The 19,676-nt window shown below is 39.3% G+C and carries 21 protein-coding genes and 1 pseudogene; 15 read left to right on the top strand and 7 right to left on the bottom strand.

Going from position 1 to position 19,676, the window contains the following annotated elements; genetic code table 11:
- Window positions 1-377 precede the first annotated feature (377 nt).
- Window positions 378-1,292 carry a lipid A hydroxylase LpxO gene (gene lpxO / locus AOLE_RS17930; protein WP_013199091.1) on the top strand — a complete coding sequence of 305 codons (915 nt, stop codon included), beginning with the start codon at window positions 378-380 and terminating at the stop codon, window positions 1,290-1,292.
- A gap of 76 nt (window positions 1,293-1,368) precedes the next feature.
- Here lpxO and AOLE_RS17925 read toward each other — a convergent pair whose 3' ends face one another.
- Entirely contained in the window at window positions 1,369-1,605 is a 237-nt protein-coding gene (locus AOLE_RS17925) for a hypothetical protein (RefSeq protein ID WP_013199090.1), read from the bottom strand.
- Window positions 1,606-1,638: 33 nt separating this feature from the next.
- Window positions 1,639-2,010 (bottom strand): hypothetical protein, encoded by a 372-nt coding sequence (locus tag AOLE_RS17920; RefSeq protein WP_013199089.1) that lies wholly within the window; start codon window positions 2,008-2,010, stop codon window positions 1,639-1,641.
- Window positions 2,011-2,149: 139 nt separating this feature from the next.
- On the opposite strand from AOLE_RS17920, the gene AOLE_RS17915 reads away from it, so the two are divergent.
- From AOLE_RS17915 to AOLE_RS17890, 6 genes are all read left to right on the top strand, one after another.
- Window positions 2,150-2,680, top strand: a complete 531-nt coding sequence (locus tag AOLE_RS17915) for a peptidoglycan hydrolase (RefSeq protein ID WP_035332052.1) — start codon at window positions 2,150-2,152, stop codon at window positions 2,678-2,680.
- Between the two features lie 133 nt (window positions 2,681-2,813).
- Entirely contained in the window at window positions 2,814-4,613 is a 1,800-nt protein-coding gene (gene uvrC / locus AOLE_RS17910) for an excinuclease ABC subunit UvrC (RefSeq protein ID WP_023274332.1), read from the top strand.
- Between the two features lie 120 nt (window positions 4,614-4,733).
- Window positions 4,734-5,528: a thioesterase family protein gene (locus AOLE_RS17905; protein ID WP_013199086.1), complete on the top strand. Its 795-nt coding sequence runs from the start codon at window positions 4,734-4,736 to the stop codon at window positions 5,526-5,528.
- 118 nt (window positions 5,529-5,646) lie between these two features.
- Window positions 5,647-6,234, top strand: a complete 588-nt coding sequence (gene pgsA, locus AOLE_RS17900) for a CDP-diacylglycerol--glycerol-3-phosphate 3-phosphatidyltransferase (RefSeq protein WP_004795051.1) — start codon at window positions 5,647-5,649, stop codon at window positions 6,232-6,234.
- A 125-nt stretch (window positions 6,235-6,359) separates the two neighbouring features.
- Window positions 6,360-7,214 carry a methylated-DNA--[protein]-cysteine S-methyltransferase gene (locus tag AOLE_RS17895; RefSeq protein ID WP_005301791.1) on the top strand — a complete coding sequence of 285 codons (855 nt, stop codon included), beginning with the start codon at window positions 6,360-6,362 and terminating at the stop codon, window positions 7,212-7,214.
- Window positions 7,211-7,822, top strand: a complete 612-nt coding sequence (locus tag AOLE_RS17890) for an alpha-ketoglutarate-dependent dioxygenase AlkB family protein (protein WP_004795047.1) — start codon at window positions 7,211-7,213, stop codon at window positions 7,820-7,822. Before AOLE_RS17895 ends, AOLE_RS17890 begins: the two co-directional genes overlap by 4 nt.
- A 184-nt stretch (window positions 7,823-8,006) precedes the next feature.
- Here AOLE_RS17890 and AOLE_RS17885 read toward each other — a convergent pair whose 3' ends face one another.
- The gene (locus AOLE_RS17885; RefSeq protein ID WP_004795045.1) at window positions 8,007-8,780 is read right to left on the bottom strand and encodes an IclR family transcriptional regulator; all 774 of its coding nucleotides are present in this window, start codon (window positions 8,778-8,780) and stop codon (window positions 8,007-8,009) included.
- A gap of 367 nt (window positions 8,781-9,147) precedes the next feature.
- Between AOLE_RS17885 and AOLE_RS20135 the strand changes: the two are divergent.
- From AOLE_RS20135 to AOLE_RS17870, 4 genes and pseudogenes are all read left to right on the top strand, one after another.
- A pseudogene (locus AOLE_RS20135) lies at window positions 9,148-9,279 on the top strand (hypothetical protein).
- Window positions 9,270-11,369 (top strand): FUSC family protein, encoded by a 2,100-nt coding sequence (locus AOLE_RS17880; RefSeq protein WP_005301795.1) that lies wholly within the window; start codon window positions 9,270-9,272, stop codon window positions 11,367-11,369. The pseudogene AOLE_RS20135 and the gene AOLE_RS17880 overlap by 10 nt, the downstream one beginning before the upstream one ends.
- Window positions 11,362-11,568, top strand: a complete 207-nt coding sequence (locus AOLE_RS17875; protein ID WP_004795042.1) for a DUF1656 domain-containing protein — start codon at window positions 11,362-11,364, stop codon at window positions 11,566-11,568. The genes AOLE_RS17880 and AOLE_RS17875 overlap by 8 nt, the downstream gene beginning before the upstream one ends.
- 39 nt (window positions 11,569-11,607) lie before the next feature.
- Window positions 11,608-12,609, top strand: a complete 1,002-nt coding sequence (locus tag AOLE_RS17870) for an HlyD family secretion protein (protein WP_004795040.1) — start codon at window positions 11,608-11,610, stop codon at window positions 12,607-12,609.
- Between the two features lie 56 nt (window positions 12,610-12,665).
- Here AOLE_RS17870 and ruvX read toward each other — a convergent pair whose 3' ends face one another.
- From ruvX to recN, 3 genes are all read right to left on the bottom strand, one after another.
- Entirely contained in the window at window positions 12,666-13,106 is a 441-nt protein-coding gene (gene ruvX / locus AOLE_RS17865; protein ID WP_004795038.1) for a Holliday junction resolvase RuvX, read from the bottom strand.
- Complete coding sequence (locus tag AOLE_RS17860) at window positions 13,106-13,660, bottom strand: YqgE/AlgH family protein (protein WP_003654562.1); 555 nt, start codon at window positions 13,658-13,660, stop codon at window positions 13,106-13,108. The genes ruvX and AOLE_RS17860 overlap by 1 nt, the downstream gene beginning before the upstream one ends.
- A gap of 125 nt (window positions 13,661-13,785) precedes the next feature.
- Window positions 13,786-15,453: a DNA repair protein RecN gene (gene recN / locus AOLE_RS17855; RefSeq protein WP_013199085.1), complete on the bottom strand. Its 1,668-nt coding sequence runs from the start codon at window positions 15,451-15,453 to the stop codon at window positions 13,786-13,788.
- A 114-nt stretch (window positions 15,454-15,567) separates the two neighbouring features.
- Here recN and AOLE_RS17850 point away from each other — a divergent pair, with 114 nt between their 5' ends.
- From AOLE_RS17850 to AOLE_RS17835, 4 genes are all read left to right on the top strand, one after another.
- Window positions 15,568-16,878: a tetratricopeptide repeat protein gene (locus tag AOLE_RS17850; RefSeq protein ID WP_013199084.1), complete on the top strand. Its 1,311-nt coding sequence runs from the start codon at window positions 15,568-15,570 to the stop codon at window positions 16,876-16,878.
- Window positions 16,879-16,954: 76 nt separating this feature from the next.
- A complete protein-coding gene (ppnP, locus tag AOLE_RS17845; RefSeq protein WP_004795031.1) occupies window positions 16,955-17,281 on the top strand; it encodes a pyrimidine/purine nucleoside phosphorylase in 327 nt (108 codons plus the stop codon).
- 102 nt (window positions 17,282-17,383) lie between these two features.
- The gene (gene rlmB, locus AOLE_RS17840; protein WP_004795029.1) at window positions 17,384-18,133 is read left to right on the top strand and encodes a 23S rRNA (guanosine(2251)-2'-O)-methyltransferase RlmB; all 750 of its coding nucleotides are present in this window, start codon (window positions 17,384-17,386) and stop codon (window positions 18,131-18,133) included.
- 35 nt (window positions 18,134-18,168) lie between these two features.
- A complete protein-coding gene (locus AOLE_RS17835; RefSeq protein WP_013199083.1) occupies window positions 18,169-19,083 on the top strand; it encodes a DMT family transporter in 915 nt (304 codons plus the stop codon).
- Here the strand turns inward: AOLE_RS17835 and coaE are convergent.
- Entirely contained in the window at window positions 19,080-19,676 is a 597-nt protein-coding gene (gene coaE / locus AOLE_RS17830) for a dephospho-CoA kinase (RefSeq protein WP_013199082.1), read from the bottom strand. The two genes, AOLE_RS17835 and coaE, sit on opposite strands and share 4 nt — an antisense overlap.

The following is a 19,676-nucleotide window of genomic DNA, read 5'->3' as shown; positions in this document are numbered from 1 at the left end:
TCATAAAGATAGCTGCTAATCAAAGGCTTTTGTTTTGCTTTAAATTTTTCTTTATAAAGCTCTGGAGTTATCACACTTTCTTATAAAAAATATGAAAATTCAAAAGTTAGTTTTTTGTCAAAAAAGTCAATTGTTCAATTTTTATCTTAAAAAAGCGAATAAAAATAACAACAAGTTTAACTTCTTAAAGTGCTGAAAAAATACTGAGGGTTCTTTTATTTCTTATAAAAATATGAGACCTATTATTTGACTTATTTTTTACATTCGCTTTTTATAAGTCAATTTTGTTAAAATTTGTGCCAATTAAATAAACTTCCGGTTTCTATTGCCTTAAATATAAGGTGAAGTTGCCCCTAATCTTTTGAAAGAGTAGCAATATGATTAAGTGGATCATATTAGCGATTTTTGTGATATCAGCATTGTATATCCAGCATCGCGGCAAAGTGCGTCACTCGTTTTATCGTCAGTTTTTTGACCATTCAACCTTGCTCGCACCGATTAACTTTTTAATGTACATCTTTTCAAAGGTGCCGAATCAACCTTATATCGACACCCAGCATTTTAAAGATTTAAAAGTGTTGGATGAAAATTGGGAAATGATTCGTGATGAAGCGAAAGCTTTATATGACCAAGGTGGAATCAAAGCTTCAAGTACATATAACGACTTAGGTTTTAACTCATTCTTTAAAACAGGTTGGAAGCGTTTTTACTTAAAATGGTATGAGTCAAGTCATCCGTCTGCTGCTGAGCTCTGCCCGAAAACCACAGCACTTCTTAAAACATTGCCGACAATTAAAGCCGCTATGTTTACCGAGCTTGCACCTGACAGCCGTTTGGTAAGACACCGTGACCCATATGCAGGTTCACTGCGTTATCATTTGGGTTTAATTACGCCAAATGATGATCGTTGTTTTATTGATGTTGATGGTGAAAGATACTCTTGGCGAGATGGCCAAAGTATTGTATTTGATGAAACCTATATTCACTATGCTGAAAATAAGACTGATCAAAACCGTATTATTTTCTTTGCAGATGTTGAACGACCGATGAAAGTGAAATGGATGGAACGTTTCAATCATTGGTTTGGTCGTAAAGTGATGACTGCTGCAAGTTCACCGAATGAAACAGGTGACCAAACAGGTGGTTTAAATAAAGCTTTTGGTTATGTTTATCAAATTCGCATTAAAGCTAAAGCATTAAAAGCTAAAAACCGTAAGTTGTATTACTTCTTAAAATGGTTATTAATGCTTGGGATTTTCTTCCTGATTTTTGTCCGACCATATATATTTTAATTAAAACGCCCGAAAGGGCGTTTTTTGTTTTAAGCTAAAATAACCTGTTAGAAGGAATAGATTATTAATAAAATCATTAGTCAATAAGTTTACCATTTTTGAAGACTTGAATAAGACTTCCTTGCCAACCATAGATGACAACACGGTCTATCTCTGATTCAATCATTAAATATCCTTTTTCTATATCACCTTCAACAATAATCTCTACTTCAGAATTTGACTCAATATTATATTCTTCTGCCCAAGGTTCGAGTATTAATTTGATTTTCTCGTTTTTCGAGTTTTTATAAATAAGCTTTTGTTTTAATATCATAATTATATTTCCATTATTATAATTCATTATATATCATTGTGATATGTCTCTTTCTTTTATTTTGGTAAGGAATTCATCCTGTAGATCTCCATTTAAAATTACTGTCTTCTCATTTTCTGTATATGTCAGCGTAAAGTCACCAGGGATCTGATTTAAGGTCACAGGACCATCAATAATACCTAGAATTATACTTGTAGTATCAATAGTCGTCTGTTTAATGATTTTAAATAAGGTTTCCTTATCTTTTTGAGATAAAGATTGATAAAAAGTGAGAGCATCAAACCAGTAGGGATCTTCTTTAATTTTATTATCGACTAAAGTAGATGAGTAAATCTGTTTATAAGTATCGATATATTCGTCTGAAATAGTATTTATAAGTTCTTTGACAAATTCTTTAGTATTCATAGAAATTAACCTTTATTGAATTTTGTGACTCATTTCACAGTGCTGGCAATTTGTTACAACTATTAAAAGCCAAGGACCAATTTTGATTCTACAATGGCGCGGTTTTTTCGAAGACTGGTTAGCGGAAGTAGGTTTTAAAATGGCTCATGCTCATCACGCAGTTCATGCACATGTTCATCATATCGAAGAGAGAAAAGAAGAAAGCTCTCAAGATGATTTAAAAATGAAAGTGATGTTAAGACAAGCAGCTTCGTCGACTGAAAAACATAAAAAAACTGATGTGAAAATTCATCAATCTGAAGATCAAAATATTAATTTGCACAAGTTCTCAAGTAAGCTTGAAAGTATATCTGCCAACCATAGTAAAGAGAAATGTGCCAAAAATATTCGCATTGCTTTACAAGCAGCAGGAGCGGATGTGTCTAAGCATCCAGTAGCAGCTTCAGACTGGGGGCATACGCTTGAGAAGAATGGTTATAAGAAAATTAAACCTGCTTTTAATCGTCCTCAAGAAGGCGATATTTATATTATTGAGCGGACAAGTGGCCACACATATGGTCATATTGCGGGATATACAGGGAATGGCTGGTTCTCAGATTTTCGTCAAAAAACCTATGCGGTCTATAAAGAAAAAGATGTGAAATATAGCTACTATCGCCTCGATTCTTAAGCGAGTACGACATAGTCTGTCGGGGCATATCCAAATCTGTTTCCAAATTTGGCTTGTGGCACAGTAAAGCACTTGAAAACTCAGGTTGAAAACATCACATTAGGTATTCAGTATTAAGCCATGTCTGCCGATAGTGAATCAAAACGCTCGTCCCCATATTGAAAAAATTTTAGCCCACATGACCCAACTTCCAGGTGTTTATAAAATGCTAGGGAAAGAGGGCGAATTGTTATATGTTGGCAAAGCAAAAAACCTAAAGAATAGGGTGTCGAGCTATTTTGTTAAAACCATTGAGCATCCTAAAACTCAGGCTTTAGTTGCCAGAATTTATGATATTGAAACTTTAGTCACTCGTTCAGAAACTGAAGCACTACTTCTCGAGCAAAATTTAATTAAACAACATCGTCCGCCTTATAACATCATGTTGCGGGACGATAAGTCATATGTCTATATTTTTGTATCGGCAGATAAGCCCTATCCTCGGCTTGCTAGTGGTCGCGGCAAAGGGAAGCACCAAATTGGTAAGTTCTTTGGACCTTATCCAAGTGCCTATAGTGCCCGTGATACTTTACTCGTTCTACAAAAGCTTTTTAATGTACGTCAGTGTGAAAATAGCTACTTTGCGCAGCGCAAGCGCCCGTGTTTGCAATATCAGATCAAACGTTGTTCTGCACCTTGTGTAGGGCTGATTTCACCCGAAGATTATAAAGAAGACATTAATAATAGTATTCGCTTTTTGCAAGGTGATACGAAGGAGCTGAATCAAGAGCTCATTGCCAAAATGGAACAAGCAGCAGCAGAACTTGAATTTGAAAAAGCTGTTTTTTATCGTGATCGACTATCTTTGCTTCGTGAAGTTCAAGCGCAACAAGCTGTGTTTAAAGTCAAAGGTGAGGCGGATATTCTGGCGATTGCTTATCAGGCTGGCGTGACATGCGTGCAGATTATGTATGTACGCAATGGGCGAATGCTAGGTGGAAAAAGCTATTTCCCTGACATGCTAGGCGATGACCTTGGGCAAATGCTGAGTGACTTTATGGCAAACTTTTACTTTCAAGTTGCAGATGAAGTACCCAATGAATTGATTGTGAACATTGCATTGCCTGACCGTAAAGAATTAGAAGAAGCATTGACACAGCAGTTTGGCAAAAAGGTTCAGATTAAGAGTAATGTTCGAGAAACTCGTGCTGAGTGGCTAGAGTTAGCTGAAATGAATGTTCAACATGCAATTAAGGGGCAGTTGAGTAACCATTTAGAACTCAATGAACGTTTCCATCAGTTAGAGCAAGTAATTGGTAGACCTGTCGATCGTATCGAATGTTTTGATATTAGCCATACCATGGGCGAAGCTCCAATTGCGTCGTGTGTGGTGTTTGACCAAGGTGGTGCTCGTAAGCGTGACTATCGCCAATTTGCCATTCAAGATATTACCGCTGGCGATGACTATGCAGCTATGCGCCAAGCCTTAACACGACGTTATAAAAAAGCCATATTGCCTGATCTGTTGTTAATTGATGGTGGTAAAGGTCAGCTTCACATGGCGATGGAAGTTATGCAAGAGCTTGGGCTCGATGCTTTTATGGTGGGGGTATCGAAAGGTGAAGGGCGTAAACCGGGCCTTGAGACCCTGCATTTTACAGATGGCACGAAAATCCAGTTACCAGAAGATCATAAAGCATTGCACTTGATTCAACAGGTACGTGATGAAGCCCATCGCTTCGCAATTACTAAACACCGAGCTAAACGTGATAAACGCCGTAGCATTTCAGTTTTAGAAGCGATTCCGGGATTGGGTCCAAAGCGCCGTCGAGATTTATTAACCCATTTTGGTGGGATTCAAGGTGTTTTAAAAGCCTCTGAAAAAGAGCTCACGCTTGTGCCTGGTTTTGGTGAAATGATGGCCAGAACGATTTATAAAATTCTGCATGAATAAGCATCGTTTTAAAGGCGGAGTGACAAAATAGCTCGCCAATTACTAAAGGATTGACCATTCACATTCCAAACAAAATGAGGAAAGATCGACCCTAATAACACTTTTGTTTTAGGGAAAGGAATGTCTTTGCTGCAATTGTTTGAAGAAATAAAACAAAAGGAATGGATTGAAATATCTGAAGGGTGGTTGCAAGGACGAACAGTGTTTGGAGGTCTTGTTGCGGGATTGCTGATGCAAAAAGCGTGCGCCAATATTCAAGATCCAAATAAAAGATTATTGAGTTGTAGTGTTACTTTTGTGGGGCCTGTACAGCAGGGGCCCGCTCAATTGACTGTTGAAATTTTAAGGGAAGGGAAATCGGTCACTACACTTGAAACCCGTTTATGGCAAGATGGCGCGGTACAAACCATTTTGGTTGCAAGTTTTGGTGTGCCTCGTGCGTCGAATATTGAAGTACGGCAAGAACCTATTGTGCCAATTTATGCACCACCCGAAGATTTACAACCGATTCCTTTTGCTAGACAAATGCCAGAATGCTATCAACATTTTGATGTATGCTGGGCAGAAGGTCATTATCCTGTTACAGGAAGTCAGTATGCTGACTTTGGAGGATGGTCAAGGTTCTCTCCAGAGAAGCATGAAAATCGTCAAATGACATTGCCAGATTTAATTGTTTTGATGGATATTTGGCCACCTGGTGTATTGCCGATGTTTAAACAAGTTGCTCCTGCAAGTTCTTTAACTTGGCACATTACCTTTGTTCATCCATTTCCACATCAATTATGTGACTGGTTTAAATATAAAGTGGTGACTGAATATGCTGGTGAAGGTTATTCCACGGAATATGCCCATCTTTGGGACCAAAATGATCATTTAATTGCAATTTTACGGCAAACTGTTACGGTATTTACCTAAGCAGTCCACTTCCTCGATTCGTATATTTCGTATAAAGTGGCTGTTACAGATAGATACAATATTGAAGAATGTATTTTTGTCTGTTACAAGATGCATGAAGACTAAATTGGCGGTGTTTATGACCACAGGGCGAATCCTGAATATCCCAAATATCCTAACGTTGGCGCGTATCGCGCTTATTCCTGTATTTTTGGTGATTGCGTATTGGCCGCCTGCAATGGGTATTGGTGAGCAAGCAGGAAATATGAGTCGTCATATTATTTTGACGGCTATTTTTGTGTTGGCTGCTATTACCGATTGGTTTGATGGCTATTTGGCACGAACTTTAAACCAGACTTCAGCATTTGGCCGTTTTTTAGATCCAGTTGCAGATAAGCTCATGGTGGCGGCAGCACTTATTGTTTTGGTGCAGTGGAATCCAACCATTTCAATGGCTTTTGCGGCAATTGTCATTATTTCACGGGAAATTACAGTTTCTGCTTTACGTGAGTGGATGGCAGAACTTGGCGCAAGAACAAGCGTAGCTGTATCAACAGTAGGTAAATATAAAACAGCTTTTCAGATGATTGCCATTAGTGTGTTCTTACTCAATTGGCAACCTTTAGAAATGTTGGCTTACGCGTTGTTATATACAGCAGTCATTTTAACTTTATGGTCAATGTTTATTTACCTTAAAGCAGCTTGGCCATATTTAAAGCAACCTTAAGCACATATTGAATGATTAAGCCTTTCTATAATGAAAGGCTTTTTTATTTTCGAAAGTGCAAGAATCGGGTCGTCATGGGGCTTTAGCTACTTTAATGTAAGATATAAGTGCTAAGGAGGTGACACATGCAAATGCTTTCTTCTCGGCAATTTGCTGTAATTGCCAATGTAATTGAATATTTATATGAACATCTAGATCAGCAACCAAGTCTGGATGATGTTGCGAGCCATATGAATTTAAGTTCAGGTTATATCCAACGTCAGTTTCAGGAATGGGTGGGGATTAGCCCGAAAAAATTTGTCCAATATATGAGTTTGCAGCAGGCTAAATATTATTTGCTACAAAAGCGAAGCTTATTAGAAACTGCTTTAAACACAGGCTTGTCGGGTACTGGTCGTTTACATGATCTGTTTATTCAGCTCGAAGGGATGACACCTGGTGAGTATAAACAGCAAGGCGAAGGCGTGATTCTTAATTATTCGGTTGAGACAAGCCCCTTCGGTGAGCTGTTGGTGGTAAGTAGTGAAAAGGGTATATGTTCTATACGGTTTATCGAAACTCATGAGAATATTGAAGATTTAATTAAGCAGTATTTCCCAAAAGCCCAATTGAAAAATCAGTCACCGATTTGGCATAAACAAGTTGCAGAATGGTTCGAACAAGATTTTTCAGAACACTTACAGCAGAAACTTCCTCTTAATTTGGCAGGAACCCCCTTCCAACTGCAAGTTTGGGAAGCGTTACTGACCATTCCAGAAGGTCAATTGCGGACCTATCAAGATATTGCAGAGCAAATTGGCAAACCTAAAGCGGTACGAGCTGTTGCTACCGCAATTGGACAAAATCCGATTGCATATTTGATTCCCTGTCATCGAGTGATCCGCGCAACAGGAATGGTCGGAGAATATCATTGGCAAAAGGGGCGTAAATTGGCATTGTTAGCTTGGGAGATGTCAAAGCAACATGGAGAGACCGTATGACCTTGGATTTATTTTCTCCAGAGCCTTGTGAGAATTTATTACCCTACGATGGTGAAGTTCAGGACTATGGTTGTATTTTAAGCCCTGAAGAAGCTGAACAATATTTTCATTATCTTTACCAGCACCTCGCGTGGAAACATGACGAGGCTAAGTTGTATGGCAAGCACTTTATAACAGCTCGAAAAGTTGCATGGTATGGAGATGACTACTATCAATATAAATATTCGGGTGTCGCACGTGATTCTTTGCCGTGGGACAAAGCACTCGCCAAACTAAAACAACAGGTAGAGCAAATACTTTCAGAGAAATTTAATTCTTGCTTAGCAAATCTCTATGAAGATGGAACTCAAGGTATGGCTTGGCACAGTGATTCGGATGTGTCTTTGGCAAAAACCACAACAATTGCTTCTTTAAGCTTTGGTGCTACCCGAAAATTTTCTTTTAGACATATTCAAAGTAAAGAGAAAGTTGAATTATGGCTCCAGCCAGGTCAACTCATTGTGATGCGTGGTGAGACACAACAATATTGGCAACACCGTTTAAATCGCTCAACAAAAATTTTACAACCACGTATTAATCTTACTTTTCGGCAATTTCAGTTCTTATAAAAATTGGATAAGAAAAAAGCCCATGATGGCAACATGAGCTTATTCCTCTGAGGGGGATGCTTCTATTGATGAGCTGCTGATGAAAAGAATCACCAATAGGAGCTAAAATCATAATATGAGAATATTGTGAGATATTCAATATTTTAAAGTGTAAGAAAAGGTTAAATTATCATAAGGTGGAGTTTTAGATTTCACCTTTTTCAGATAACTCCATAAAACGCTGCTCAATAAGTGCTGCATTTTCTTGTAAAATTTCGATGAGCTTTTCAACATTTAAAAAATCAAAACGATTTTTAGAGGCAACTAGAGTTAAAGCTAAAGGCACTTCTTTGTTCGAAAAACGTACTGGAACGGCAAGCCCAGAAACATTTGGGTCAATCTCACCTTGTGAGAAATAGAAGCCTTGTTTTTTAATTTTTCGCATACGCTGAATAAAGCTCGGTTCATCTTCAGCAAAACCTGATTGTTTTAATTCTTGTTGATAACGATGATAGTAATCTTGCATCCGTTGTTTACTTAAATGCGAAACCATCGTTTTTGGAGATGACCCAACGTAAATCGGTCTTGGGCAGCCTCGACCATACGAGAGCAGTTCAGTGTCTTTAAATATTTCATGATGAATGTCGATGCAATAGTCATCATTTAAATAGGTGAGCAAGCAGCACAGTTCGGTACGTTCTACAATATTTCGCATAAACGGTGTGCTGATTTGAACTAATGGGTCTGTTGTCCGAGATATATAGTCAAGAACTGCAATTTTTGAGCCTAAGGTATAATCGCCAGATGTCCCATTAATGCGTTTTAATAGATCGGTAGACACCAACTCTTTTAGGTAACGGTAACTGGTTGGTTTAGACAAGCCAAGTTCTTCGCAAATAATATCGACATTAATGACTGGACGCGAAACTGAAAATAGGTCCAGTACGGTTAAAATTTTGCCAAAACTTGAAATTGCCATAGTGTCTTGTTCGTATCCTTTAACAATGAGTCATCTTTGAGTTTTTATAACAGAAAAAAAGAAAATTTGTCTCAATTCTAAAATAAATGCCTGATTTGAGTATTTTACTCTGACAAAGAGAAAACTTCTCTTGGCTAATACATCATATACGATAATCAAAAAACATATCAAATTATCAAATAGAGATATTTTAGTTGACTAAATTGCTTTATTTTGAAAAAATTGCCAAACAAAATATCTAATCGAGAAATTGGTCGATTCTAGGCGAATTTCTTGATACCTCTTCTTTCCAAAGTTTGGCCGTTTAAATAGCGCCCAAATTGAAATCATCTGGGCCAATCAGGCAGGATGTGGAAAAATCATTGTATTGAAGGATGCTCCTCATCTCATTTGCTTTTAGGCAAATGGCAAAGTTTTGTTGTCTCTAGAAAGACAATTGAACATTGAAGGGCATGCTCATCAGTTCAAATCTGTATTTGAGATGAGTTCATGTTATTAAAGCAAATACTGGCGTTTCGCCCGAGTAGGCTTGATCTGATCTTTGCAATAAAAACATTTATTGCCGGAATGTTGGCGTTATTTGTTTCATTTGAATTAGATCTGATTAACCCGATGTGGTCGATTGGTACAGTCCTGATTATTGCCAATCCTTATTCAGGAATGGTGTCCTCTAAGTGTGTCTATCGTGTTATAGGAACGATGGGTGGGGCAGTGGTTGCCTTAACACTAACGCCACATCTCATTAATACGCCTTGGTTGTTTACTGTGGTGTTGTCGTTGTGGGTAGGTTTTGCACTTTATGTGTCTTTACTTGACCGGACCCCACGCAGTTATGCTTTTATGCTGGCGGGTTACTCGACAGCCATGATTGTCTTCAATGCGATTACGTATATTGATCAATACAATATTTTTGATATTGCTTTAGCTCGGGTCATTGAGATTTCGATTGGGGTGATTTCAAGTGCTGTGGTTTCTGCCACGATTCTTCCAATGCACATTGGTTCTGCGATTAAGCAGCGCGTCATCAAAACGCTTAAAGATACAGAAAATCTGTTTGCTAATTTATTAACTGCTGACCCTCAGCAGAACAATACGCAACTTTTAGCCACTATTACTCGTGACACCACAGATATTCATGCTTTGGCAGTACATTTGAGTTATGAGAAGGGTGAATTGCATGGCATGACCAAACCCTTGCAGGAAATGCTTCATCAAATCTCAATGGTCGTTGCTAATCTGGTTGCTTTATCTGAACGTATTAAGCAGCTTCAAGAACTTCGGTTTATTGAAACTCATTCAGAAAAACTGCAACAGCTCTCAGCGCATGTTGTTCATTTTCTCGAGCAAAAAGATTTAATTATTGATGAAAATATTTTGCAGTTACCAGATGAGTTTGAAAGTGATTTCTTGAGTTTGATGGAATCGGCTTCGACACATCAGCAAGTTTTGGTCGCTGCTATGAAAATGGATGTACGCCATTTCATTAGCAATGTTTTAGCGGTTAAAGTCTTGTGGCAAAGAATTCAGCAAGGCAATAAAGAAATCCCTGACAACATTACGCCAATGACCACCAAATATCCAAGTTTACACCGTGACCATGGTGTGGCTATTCGAGGTGGCATTAGTGCAGTTCTTATTACATTTATTGTGACTGGGGTCTGGATTATTTCGGGATGGAAAGCTGGATTTATGATGGCGCAAATGGGCGCAGTAACAGCCTGTATTTTAACGGCCTTAGATAATCCCGTTCCGGTTTTACGTATTTTTATCTGGGGCAGTATTGCTTCAGCAGTTTTAGTCTTTGTTTATGCATTTGGTATTTTCCCTCATGTCACCACATTCTGGGAACTTGGACTGGTTCTATTGCCGATGTTCCTGTTTGCTGTATCTATGATGGCCAATCAAATGCTTATGCCAGTAGGTATGGTCTTGGGTATTAATACCATGATGGGCCTAAATCTACATAATGCTTATAGCATGGATGCGGTATCTTATCTTGATGGTTCTTTTGCCATGATCTTAGGCGTTTTAGTGTCTTTAGTTGTCATCGACGTTGTTCGTGCAATGTCTCCAGACACGAGTGCCAGCCGTATTCTGGCCTTGCATTATCGTGCCATGAGACAAGCGATCTATTTGCCTTATGGTCTTGATTTTAAAGTTCACCTGCGCAGTATGCTGGACCGAATTGGAATTCTTAACAGTAAAGTAGTGCAATCTAATGAGATTAAAACCTCAATTCATCAAGCATTGATTGAGTCGAGCAGTATTGTCGATTTAAGTAGATTACAAGAACTGGCAAATCAGTCTCCGCAAAATTCGGAACTGGCTCATCACATCGGAAATTTGCAACAAAATCTAGATGAATTGTTTAGAGCCAAAGAAAATGATGTAGATAATACGGTGGCTTTGGTTGAGCAAATCCATCACGGCTTATTTGAATTAAAACAGCTTGCTTCAAATATTGAAGATATGACGATGCGACAAAGATTACTCATTTCACTTAACAATATTGCTTATAGCATGTGTCATGTTTCATCAGATCAAATGAATGAGAACAGTACCTTGAGAGGAGCGACAGCAAATGGGTGAGTTTAATGTTTATGGTATTTACGTGCCTTCTTTGCTCGTTCAAGCCCTCTTAGCATATATATGTTTTCGTGGGTTAAGTCCTTTGACCAACAAGTGGATTGCACAAGGCTGGATTGCATTACCTAGTATTTTCAATTTGTGCTTTTACCTTTTATTGCTTTTGGTAATACATCAAATTTTTGTTGGGGTGGGTGCATAGAGATGATTGCGAAATTAAAGATTGAGTTAGGTGAGTGAAATGAATCAGGTGGATTTGAAAAAGGTCATCCGTCCAGTAATTTTGATTGTCGCATTAATGGTGGCGGTCTATACCATTGTGCATTTGTGGAACTACTATAATGCAGCGCCGTGGACACGTGATGGTCGAGTGCGTGGTGATGTTATTCAAGTATCTTCGGATGTCGCTGGCCTTGTCACAGAAGTATTGGTTCAAGATAACCAGACTGTAAAAAAAGGTCAGGTGCTCTTTAAAATTGATGTTTCTCGTCGAGCTTTAGATGTAGAGCAGGCCAAATCGGATTTAGCAAAAGCAAATGCAGCCTTTGCTCAAGCGCAGGCGGGTTTGGCACAAGCAAAAGCGAACTTGATTAAATCGGCTAGTAATATCAAATTGGCCGAGAAAAATGCCGGTCGTTACTCGAACCTAATGGATGGTGCTATCTCTAAACAAGAACAAGACCAAGTGTTTGCCACACGTGATCAATCCCTTGCAGAGCATGAGCAACTTCAAGCAGCAATTCAGCAGGCGGAAGCAACTGTTAAGCAGCAACAGGCCCTCATTGAGGTTGCAACGAGCAATTTGCATTTAGCCGAGCTTAATATGCATCGTGCTGCGGTAATTGCTCCAGCTGATGGTACATTATCTAACTTTGATATGCGCCCAGGTAACTATGTTCAAGTGGGACAGGCTGTTGCAGCATTACTTGATCGTAAACAGCTCTATGTGGTGGGTTACTTTGAAGAGACTAAGTTAAATCGTATTCATGTAGGTGATCAGGCTACTGTGCAATTAATGGGTGATAACCAGAAAATTAAAGGTCATGTACAAGGTATTGCATCGGGTATTGAAGATCGTGAGCGCTCAAGCAGTTCTAAGCTTCTTGCTAATGTAAATCCAACTTTTAGTTGGGTTCGTTTAGCACAGCGTGTGCCTGTGAAGATTGTATTAGATGAAACACCGAAGAATGAACTTGCTTTTGTTTCTGGACGAACTGCGACTGTGCATATCGTTGAAAAATAAAATCGAAATGATTTAATTAAAAAAAGCATGTAGTTTTAATTACATGCTTTTTTGTTTTATGGCGTTAATCCAACTGGATTTCGATACCAACTCTGAATGAGTAGTGCAGCAGCAAAACTATCAGCCGAGAGCTTTTTTGCTCGACCTTGTTCTTGGTAAAAACCTAGCTCTTCTCTTGCTTCACGAGTAGTTAAACGCTCATCTACCATCAATGTTTCTATGTTGGTTTGATGACGTAAACGTCTCGCAAATTTGCGGGCACGTGTAGAGAGTTCTGATTCACTATCATCCATATTTAACGGCAGGCCAACCAAAAATAAATTGGGTTGCCATTCTTTCACAATTTTTAAGAGTTGATCCCAATTTGGGATGCCATCTTTCATAACAAATAGAGGGAGAGGATTGGCGCTTTCAATTGAAGACTGGCCAATCGCCATTCCCATTTTTTGAGTACCAAAGTCAAAAGCCATAATCGATTTTGATTGTGTTTCGGTCATTAAGCGTGTCCGATTTCAGATGCTAGCCATGCACGATCTACACCAATTTTTTTATAAGCTGCATCCCAACGGTCGTCATAAGGCAGGTTAAAAATCAGATCCATATCGGCATCACAAATGAGCCAGTCACCACGCGTAATTTCGTCTTCTAACTGATTTTTGCTCCAGCTCGCATAGCCTAAAGCGATCTGATATCGACCTACGCCTTCATTATGGGCAATCGCATCTAGAATATCTTTACTGGTGGTAATACAAACATTTTCACCTACAGCAATAGATGAATGCCATGTTGGTTGTCCAGTATGAAGAACAAATCCAGCTTCAGGACGTAATGGCCCACCTTGTAAAACCGCATGTGGATTTACATTGTCTGCTTCAATGTCGAGATCATTGAGTAATTCTTTAATTTGAATACCAGAAGGACGATTAATAATAATGCCTTGAGCACCTTCTTCATCATGACGGGCAAGATAAATTACAGTGTTTGCGAAAAAGTCATCTGCCATTTCTGGCGGGGCAATCAGACAACGGTGAGTCAGATATTGTTTGGTCACCTAAGCGGTTCTCCCTCAAAAAATGTCACTAGAGGGCCTCTCGACCCTTTTATCTATATAGGTTCTTTTTATCAACATACAAGAGTTAATCGGATTTCGCCAATCTTTTTCTCTCATTTTCTTTATTAATTTGAAGAAGCCTGAAATTTAAGTTGGCGTAATTGTTTAGCATGCTGCAAGGTTGTTTCATTAATTTCAACACCACCTGACATGCGAGCTAACTCAAAAATGATTTGATTTTCATCAAGTTCTACAATTGTACTGCTGGCTGGGTCAGTTTGTTGTTTTTTCACTAATAAATGCTGATCAGACTGTGCAGCAACTTGTGCTTGGTGAGTAATACATAAGAGCTGGACATGTTGTGCCAAGTCAGCAAGTAAACGTCCTACAACTTCTGCGGTGCCACCACTAATCCCGACATCAATCTCATCAAACACCAAAACTTCAGATTCAGTTTTTTCTGCATTCATGACTTGCATTACGAGGGCAATACGAGAAAGTTCACCACCTGAAGCCACTCGTGCCAATGGTTGTGGAGGAATACCTTTATTGGCAGTAAATAAAAGTTGAATAAAGCTTAAACCCTCTGCACCTGGCTGCTCTAATGGTTCGAATTTAAACTCGAAGTGTGCCTCTGGTAACGCTAAAGGTTTCACTTGCTCAGTTAATTGTTTCGCAAGCGGAGTGGCAGCTTCACGACGAATATCGTCTAAATGCTGAGCTTTTTCTAAAAACTCCTCATGCGATTTTTCAACTTGTTCTGCCAATGTTTCTGGATCTTCAAGTTGATGCAATTGCTCAAGCTCACTTTGCCAAGTTTCGTATTCTTCTTTAAGTGTTTCCGGTTGAGTGCGATATTTACGTGCCAGACGATGGAAAACTTCCAATTTGGAATTTAGTTCTTCCATCCGCTCAGGGTCAAAACTTTGACGATCTATAAATTGGCGCAAGTTTGCCGTTGCATCGTCTATTTCACTTTGAGCATTCAGTAAAGAATTATAGATCTCAGAAAGTTGTTCGCTGCGCCCCGCATGGGACTCTAATCTGCGAATAATCGAAGATATTTCTTGAGTAATGTTCTGCTCAGCTTCATCTAAGACATTTAAGCTAAAGCTACAGTCTTGCATGATATGTTCATGATGACTAAGTCGATCAAACTCTTGCTCAATTTCTTTATAGTCGGTTTGAATGACCTCTTCGAGTTCTTCAATTTGGTGCTCTAAAGTACCAATCCGTTGTAGACGGGTTGCTTGTGCATCTAGGGCTGCTTGGTGCAAACGAATGGTACGTTGCCATGAGCTATAGGCTTCTCGTACATCATTCGCTTCAGCATAAAAATTGTTATAACGGTCTAGCCAATGCTTTGGATAAGGCGGTTCAAGCAGCTGCTGCTGGCTGTGCTGACTATAGAGTTGAACTAGCAAACGCCCTAACTCTTTAAGTTCAGATAGACTGCTCGGGCGCCCATTAACCCATGCCTTACTACGGCCAGTTGCAAAAATAACACGACGTAAATGAATTTCCCCAGAATCATCATCTAGCTCGTGGTCTTGGAGCCATTTTGCTTCAGGACTATTATTCTGATAAGTGAAAACCGCGGTAATATCCGCTTTGTCCGAACCATAACGGACATAATTTGTATCTGTACGTTCCCCGAGGCAGGCAGAGAGTGCATCCAGTAATAATGATTTTCCGGCACCTGTTTCGCCTGTTAGAACATTAAATCCCTGTTCTATATCAATAGCTAAATGATCAGCTAATGCAAAATTAATTAAAGTTAAATGTGTGAGCATAAACGCATCCAACGCGCCAAATTATGGGTTAAAGATAGAGAAGTTTTGAATTTGCTACAAGTGATCTATTATTCTAACTGAAATTATAGAACAGCAAGATTGCGGATATTTACAATGAAAAAAACATTCAGCTTACCGAAACCACCCATAGGGATGGTCAATCGTCATAAAAAAAACAATCCTGCGGAAATGAATAAAATTTTAAGCCAACATTTTAATGCATTTAAACAAGCAGCTGCACAAGGTGATTATGCCAAAGCTTATCAACATGTTAAACAAGCTGTTAGCTTAGTTCCTAAGCATCCGGGAGCTTTATCTGACTTGGCTTATACCGAATTACGCTTAGGCCGTTATAACGAGGCCTATCAACATTATTTACAAGCGATTCAGGCCAGTGGAACTAATGTAAATACAAACTTATATGATGGACTCACAGAGGTTTGTCATCATTTAAATAAAAAAGAAGAAACAATCAAATTTGGACGCTTAGCCATTACAACAAAAAAAGAGCTAGCGAAGAGCGAACCTGTTTTATCGATTCCAGATCATGTACCGCCAGCATTTAGTACAAACCCTGAAGAAAATATTATTGCCTTCTCATTATTCGGGGCAAATCCTCGCTATTGTGAAACCTCTATTTTAAATACTCAGCTAGCCAAACAGATTTATCCAGAATGGACGTGTCGATTTTATGTTGATGATACGGTGCCAGTACTGGTACAACAGCGGTTAAAAGCAAAGGGCGCGCAAGTCATCCAAGTTACAGATTCTCAAAAACAACTATCTGGACTGTTTTGGCGTTTTTTTGTGATGGATGATCCTACAATTAAGCGTTTTCTAATACGTGATGCCGACTCTATTGTGTCGCACCGCGAAAAGGCGGCTGTAGATGTATGGCTGAAGAGTGATAAATGGTTTCATTTAATGCGCGATAATTATTCTCATACTGAGTTAATTTTGGCTGGAATGTGGGGCGGGTGTACAGGGATTTTTCATAATATTGAAGCACATATCAGAGATTATGTTGCCACCGGACGTTATCTGGATAATCGGGTGATGGATCAGCATTATTTGCGCTACTGTATTTGGCCGACTTTAAAACAAAGTGTGCTTATACACGATAGTCAGCAATTCGATTCAGATGCTATCGATTTTCCAGCTTATGATCTGGCGTTAATGCAAAATGACAGTGAAAATTTTCATGTAGGAATGAATGACGGTTCACCGGTAATTGCTACAGCAGTTGTCCATCCAACGGCGCAAAAAGTGTGTTGGATACTCCTAGATGAAAATCAGGTCGAAGTTTGCAGATACGATGCAATTGTGTCGAATAGTCGAAATATTGAGATTAACTTACCTTATGCTTTTGCCAAAAAAATTCAGGCACAGCAGTGGAAATTACAAGTCTATCCGTATGAAAACTGATTGATTAGTTATTTAGGCACAATTAAACTACATTCATCATAATTTATATAAATACGGCATTATCTGGAGAATCTGCATGAGTTCAACCCAATTTGATCATGTAACGGTCATCAAAAAATCAAACGTTTATTTTGGTGGAGCATGTATCAGCCATACCGTGCAATTTGAAGATGGAACTAAAAAAACATTAGGTGTTATTTTGCCGACTGAGCAAGCTTTAACTTTTGAAACACATGTTCCTGAGCGTATGGAAATTATTTCAGGCGAATGTCGCGTAACAATTGCAGACAGCACTGAAAGTGAATTGTTCCGTGCAGGCCAATCATTTTATGTACCGGGCAACAGTCTTTTTAAAATCGAAACTGACGAAGTACTCGATTATGTATGCCATTTAGAAGGCTAAGAAATTCCTGTTCAAATCGGGTACACTATGCCCAAAGAAATCCTGTGAAGTTGGCTTTGCAGGATTTTTATTTTTTTGCTCAAACGTTGTTAGAGGTCATGCATGGCAAAACAGGAATATTATTATGGCGTTCATTCAGTGGAGTCATTGTTAGAACTTGAGCCGGAGCGTGTGCTAACCCTGTTTACTTTAAAAGGACGGGATGATCAGCGTTTGCAAAAGATTTTGCAATTGGCAGAGCCTTTTGGAATTAGTGTACAAAAAGCAAGCCGCGATAGTCTTGAGAAACTCGCAGGTCTTCCATTTCATCAAGGTGTAGTTGCTGCAGTACGTCCACATCCTGTCTTGAATGAGCAAGATCTTGATCAAATTTTAAGAGAAACTCCAGATGCTTTGTTGTTGGCATTGGATCAGGTGACAGACCCGCATAACTTAGGGGCCTGCATTCGTACCGCCGCTGCGATGGGCGTGCAAGCTGTTATTGTGCCTCGTGATCGTTCGGCTAGTTTGACACCAACTGCTCGTAAAGTTGCAGCAGGTGGAGCTGAGAAAGTTAAATTTATTCAAGTCACTAATTTAGCTCGTACATTGGCTCATCTTAAAGAAACAACTCATGTACGTGTAATTGGTACTATGCTTGATGAAAGTGCGTTGCCACTTCAAAAGTGTGATTTCTCTGGCGCCGTTGTGATTGTAATGGGAGCTGAAGACACTGGTTTGCGTCCTATTACACAGGCGCAGTGTGATCATAAAGTTTATATTCCGATGTCAGGTAATCTACAAAGTCTAAATGTCAGCGTAGCGACAGGTATGGCACTTTATGAGGCTTGCCGTCAGCGTTCTGAGGTATAATCTCGCTGCCTTTTTAGTTTTTAAGTCATCTTGATATGTCTCCCCGTAAGCAAGGTTATTTCTTTGTATTGGTGACCATGTGCATTTGGGGCGGGTTTACGCTTTTTGCCCGTTTAAATGCACAGTGGCATATCAGTGCTTGGGACATAGCCGCATTGCGTTTCGCTATAGCCTTCCTAATTTTAATGCCCATTTTAATCTATAAAAAAGATCTCGCTTTTTTATGGAGTAAGCATGCTGTTATTTTGGCCTTGATTGGCGGGGTTATTTATTGCCTCACCGTCTATACCGCTTTTCTCTATGCTCCCGCTGCCCATGCTGCAATTTTCTTAAATGGTTGTATCCCAATTTGTACTGCGTTTGCAGCATACTTTTTATTTAGGCAGCCGTTTGATAAGCATACATGGGTAAGTCTGGTAATTATGATTACTGCCTTGGCTCTTATGAGTGTTGTGATGTTGCAAGGTAATGCTTCTGCTTTTGGCGTGGGTGATTTGCTTCTTTTTATTAGTGCGATTTGGTGGGGGATTTTCACTGTATTACTTAAACAGTGGAAACTTTCTGCATGGCACTCTACGGCAAGTGTTGCGATTTGGTCTGCAATTATTTACTTGCCCATCTATGCTCTATTTTTACCAAAGCATTTTATGGAAGTTAGTCCTGTCCATTTAGCGATACAGGGCATTTTCCATGGTGTATTTGTGGTTATTATTGCAACTCTGACTTATGTGGCAGCGATTCAGCGACTTGGCGCTTTTAAAACAGGAAGTATTGTAACTTTGGCGCCGTTTATTGCTGCTATTTTAGCTGTACCTTTACTCGGTGAAGCATTAAGCCCATCTATTGTTGTGGGCTTGGTCGGAATGGGAATCGGCGCCTTACAACCTTGGCGATGGTTCCGACCAGATAGCTTGGCACAACAAATTAAGCAGCAAAATAAATCAAATTAGTTTGTACGCTTTAAATAACTTTGATGTAGCGGCTCTAATTGTTGATGTAAATGTTCGAGTAATCCATCATTAAACACAATGTCATTGGCAAGTTCGCGTTTACGTTCGCGTGGCATTTGTGCTGCAATAATTTTCTGAATTTGTTCTTGGTTTTGCCCATCACGTTGGCTTGCACGCTGAATTTGAGTTTGTTCACTCGCATCAACTAATAAGGTGTGGTTCACCAATTCATGCTGGTTGGTTTCAAAAAGTAGGGGTGAAACTAAAATCACATAAGGACTTTTTGGGTTTTGCAACTGCTGAATAATAGATTGGCGAATAGCTGGATGCGTGATTTTTTCGAGTGTTTGTCTTGCTTCAGGATTTTGAAAAATATGTTCGCGTAGGGCACGACGATCGAGATTACCATCGGATTGAAGTACCCAGTCTCCAAAAGTTTGTTGGATTTTTTGCAGGGCAGGTTGGCCTTTCTCAACCACTTCGCGAGCAACGATGTCGGCATCGACGACTTGTATTCCTTGGGATTCAAACCATTGTGTTGCAGCAGATTTTCCACTGCCAATACCACCTGTGACTCCCAGAATAAAAGCCAT

The organism is Acinetobacter oleivorans DR1 (genome assembly GCF_000196795.1).
In the GTDB taxonomy this organism is placed as follows: domain Bacteria; phylum Pseudomonadota; class Gammaproteobacteria; order Pseudomonadales; family Moraxellaceae; genus Acinetobacter; species Acinetobacter oleivorans.
This window is presented reverse-complemented; position numbering and strand designations above follow the sequence as displayed.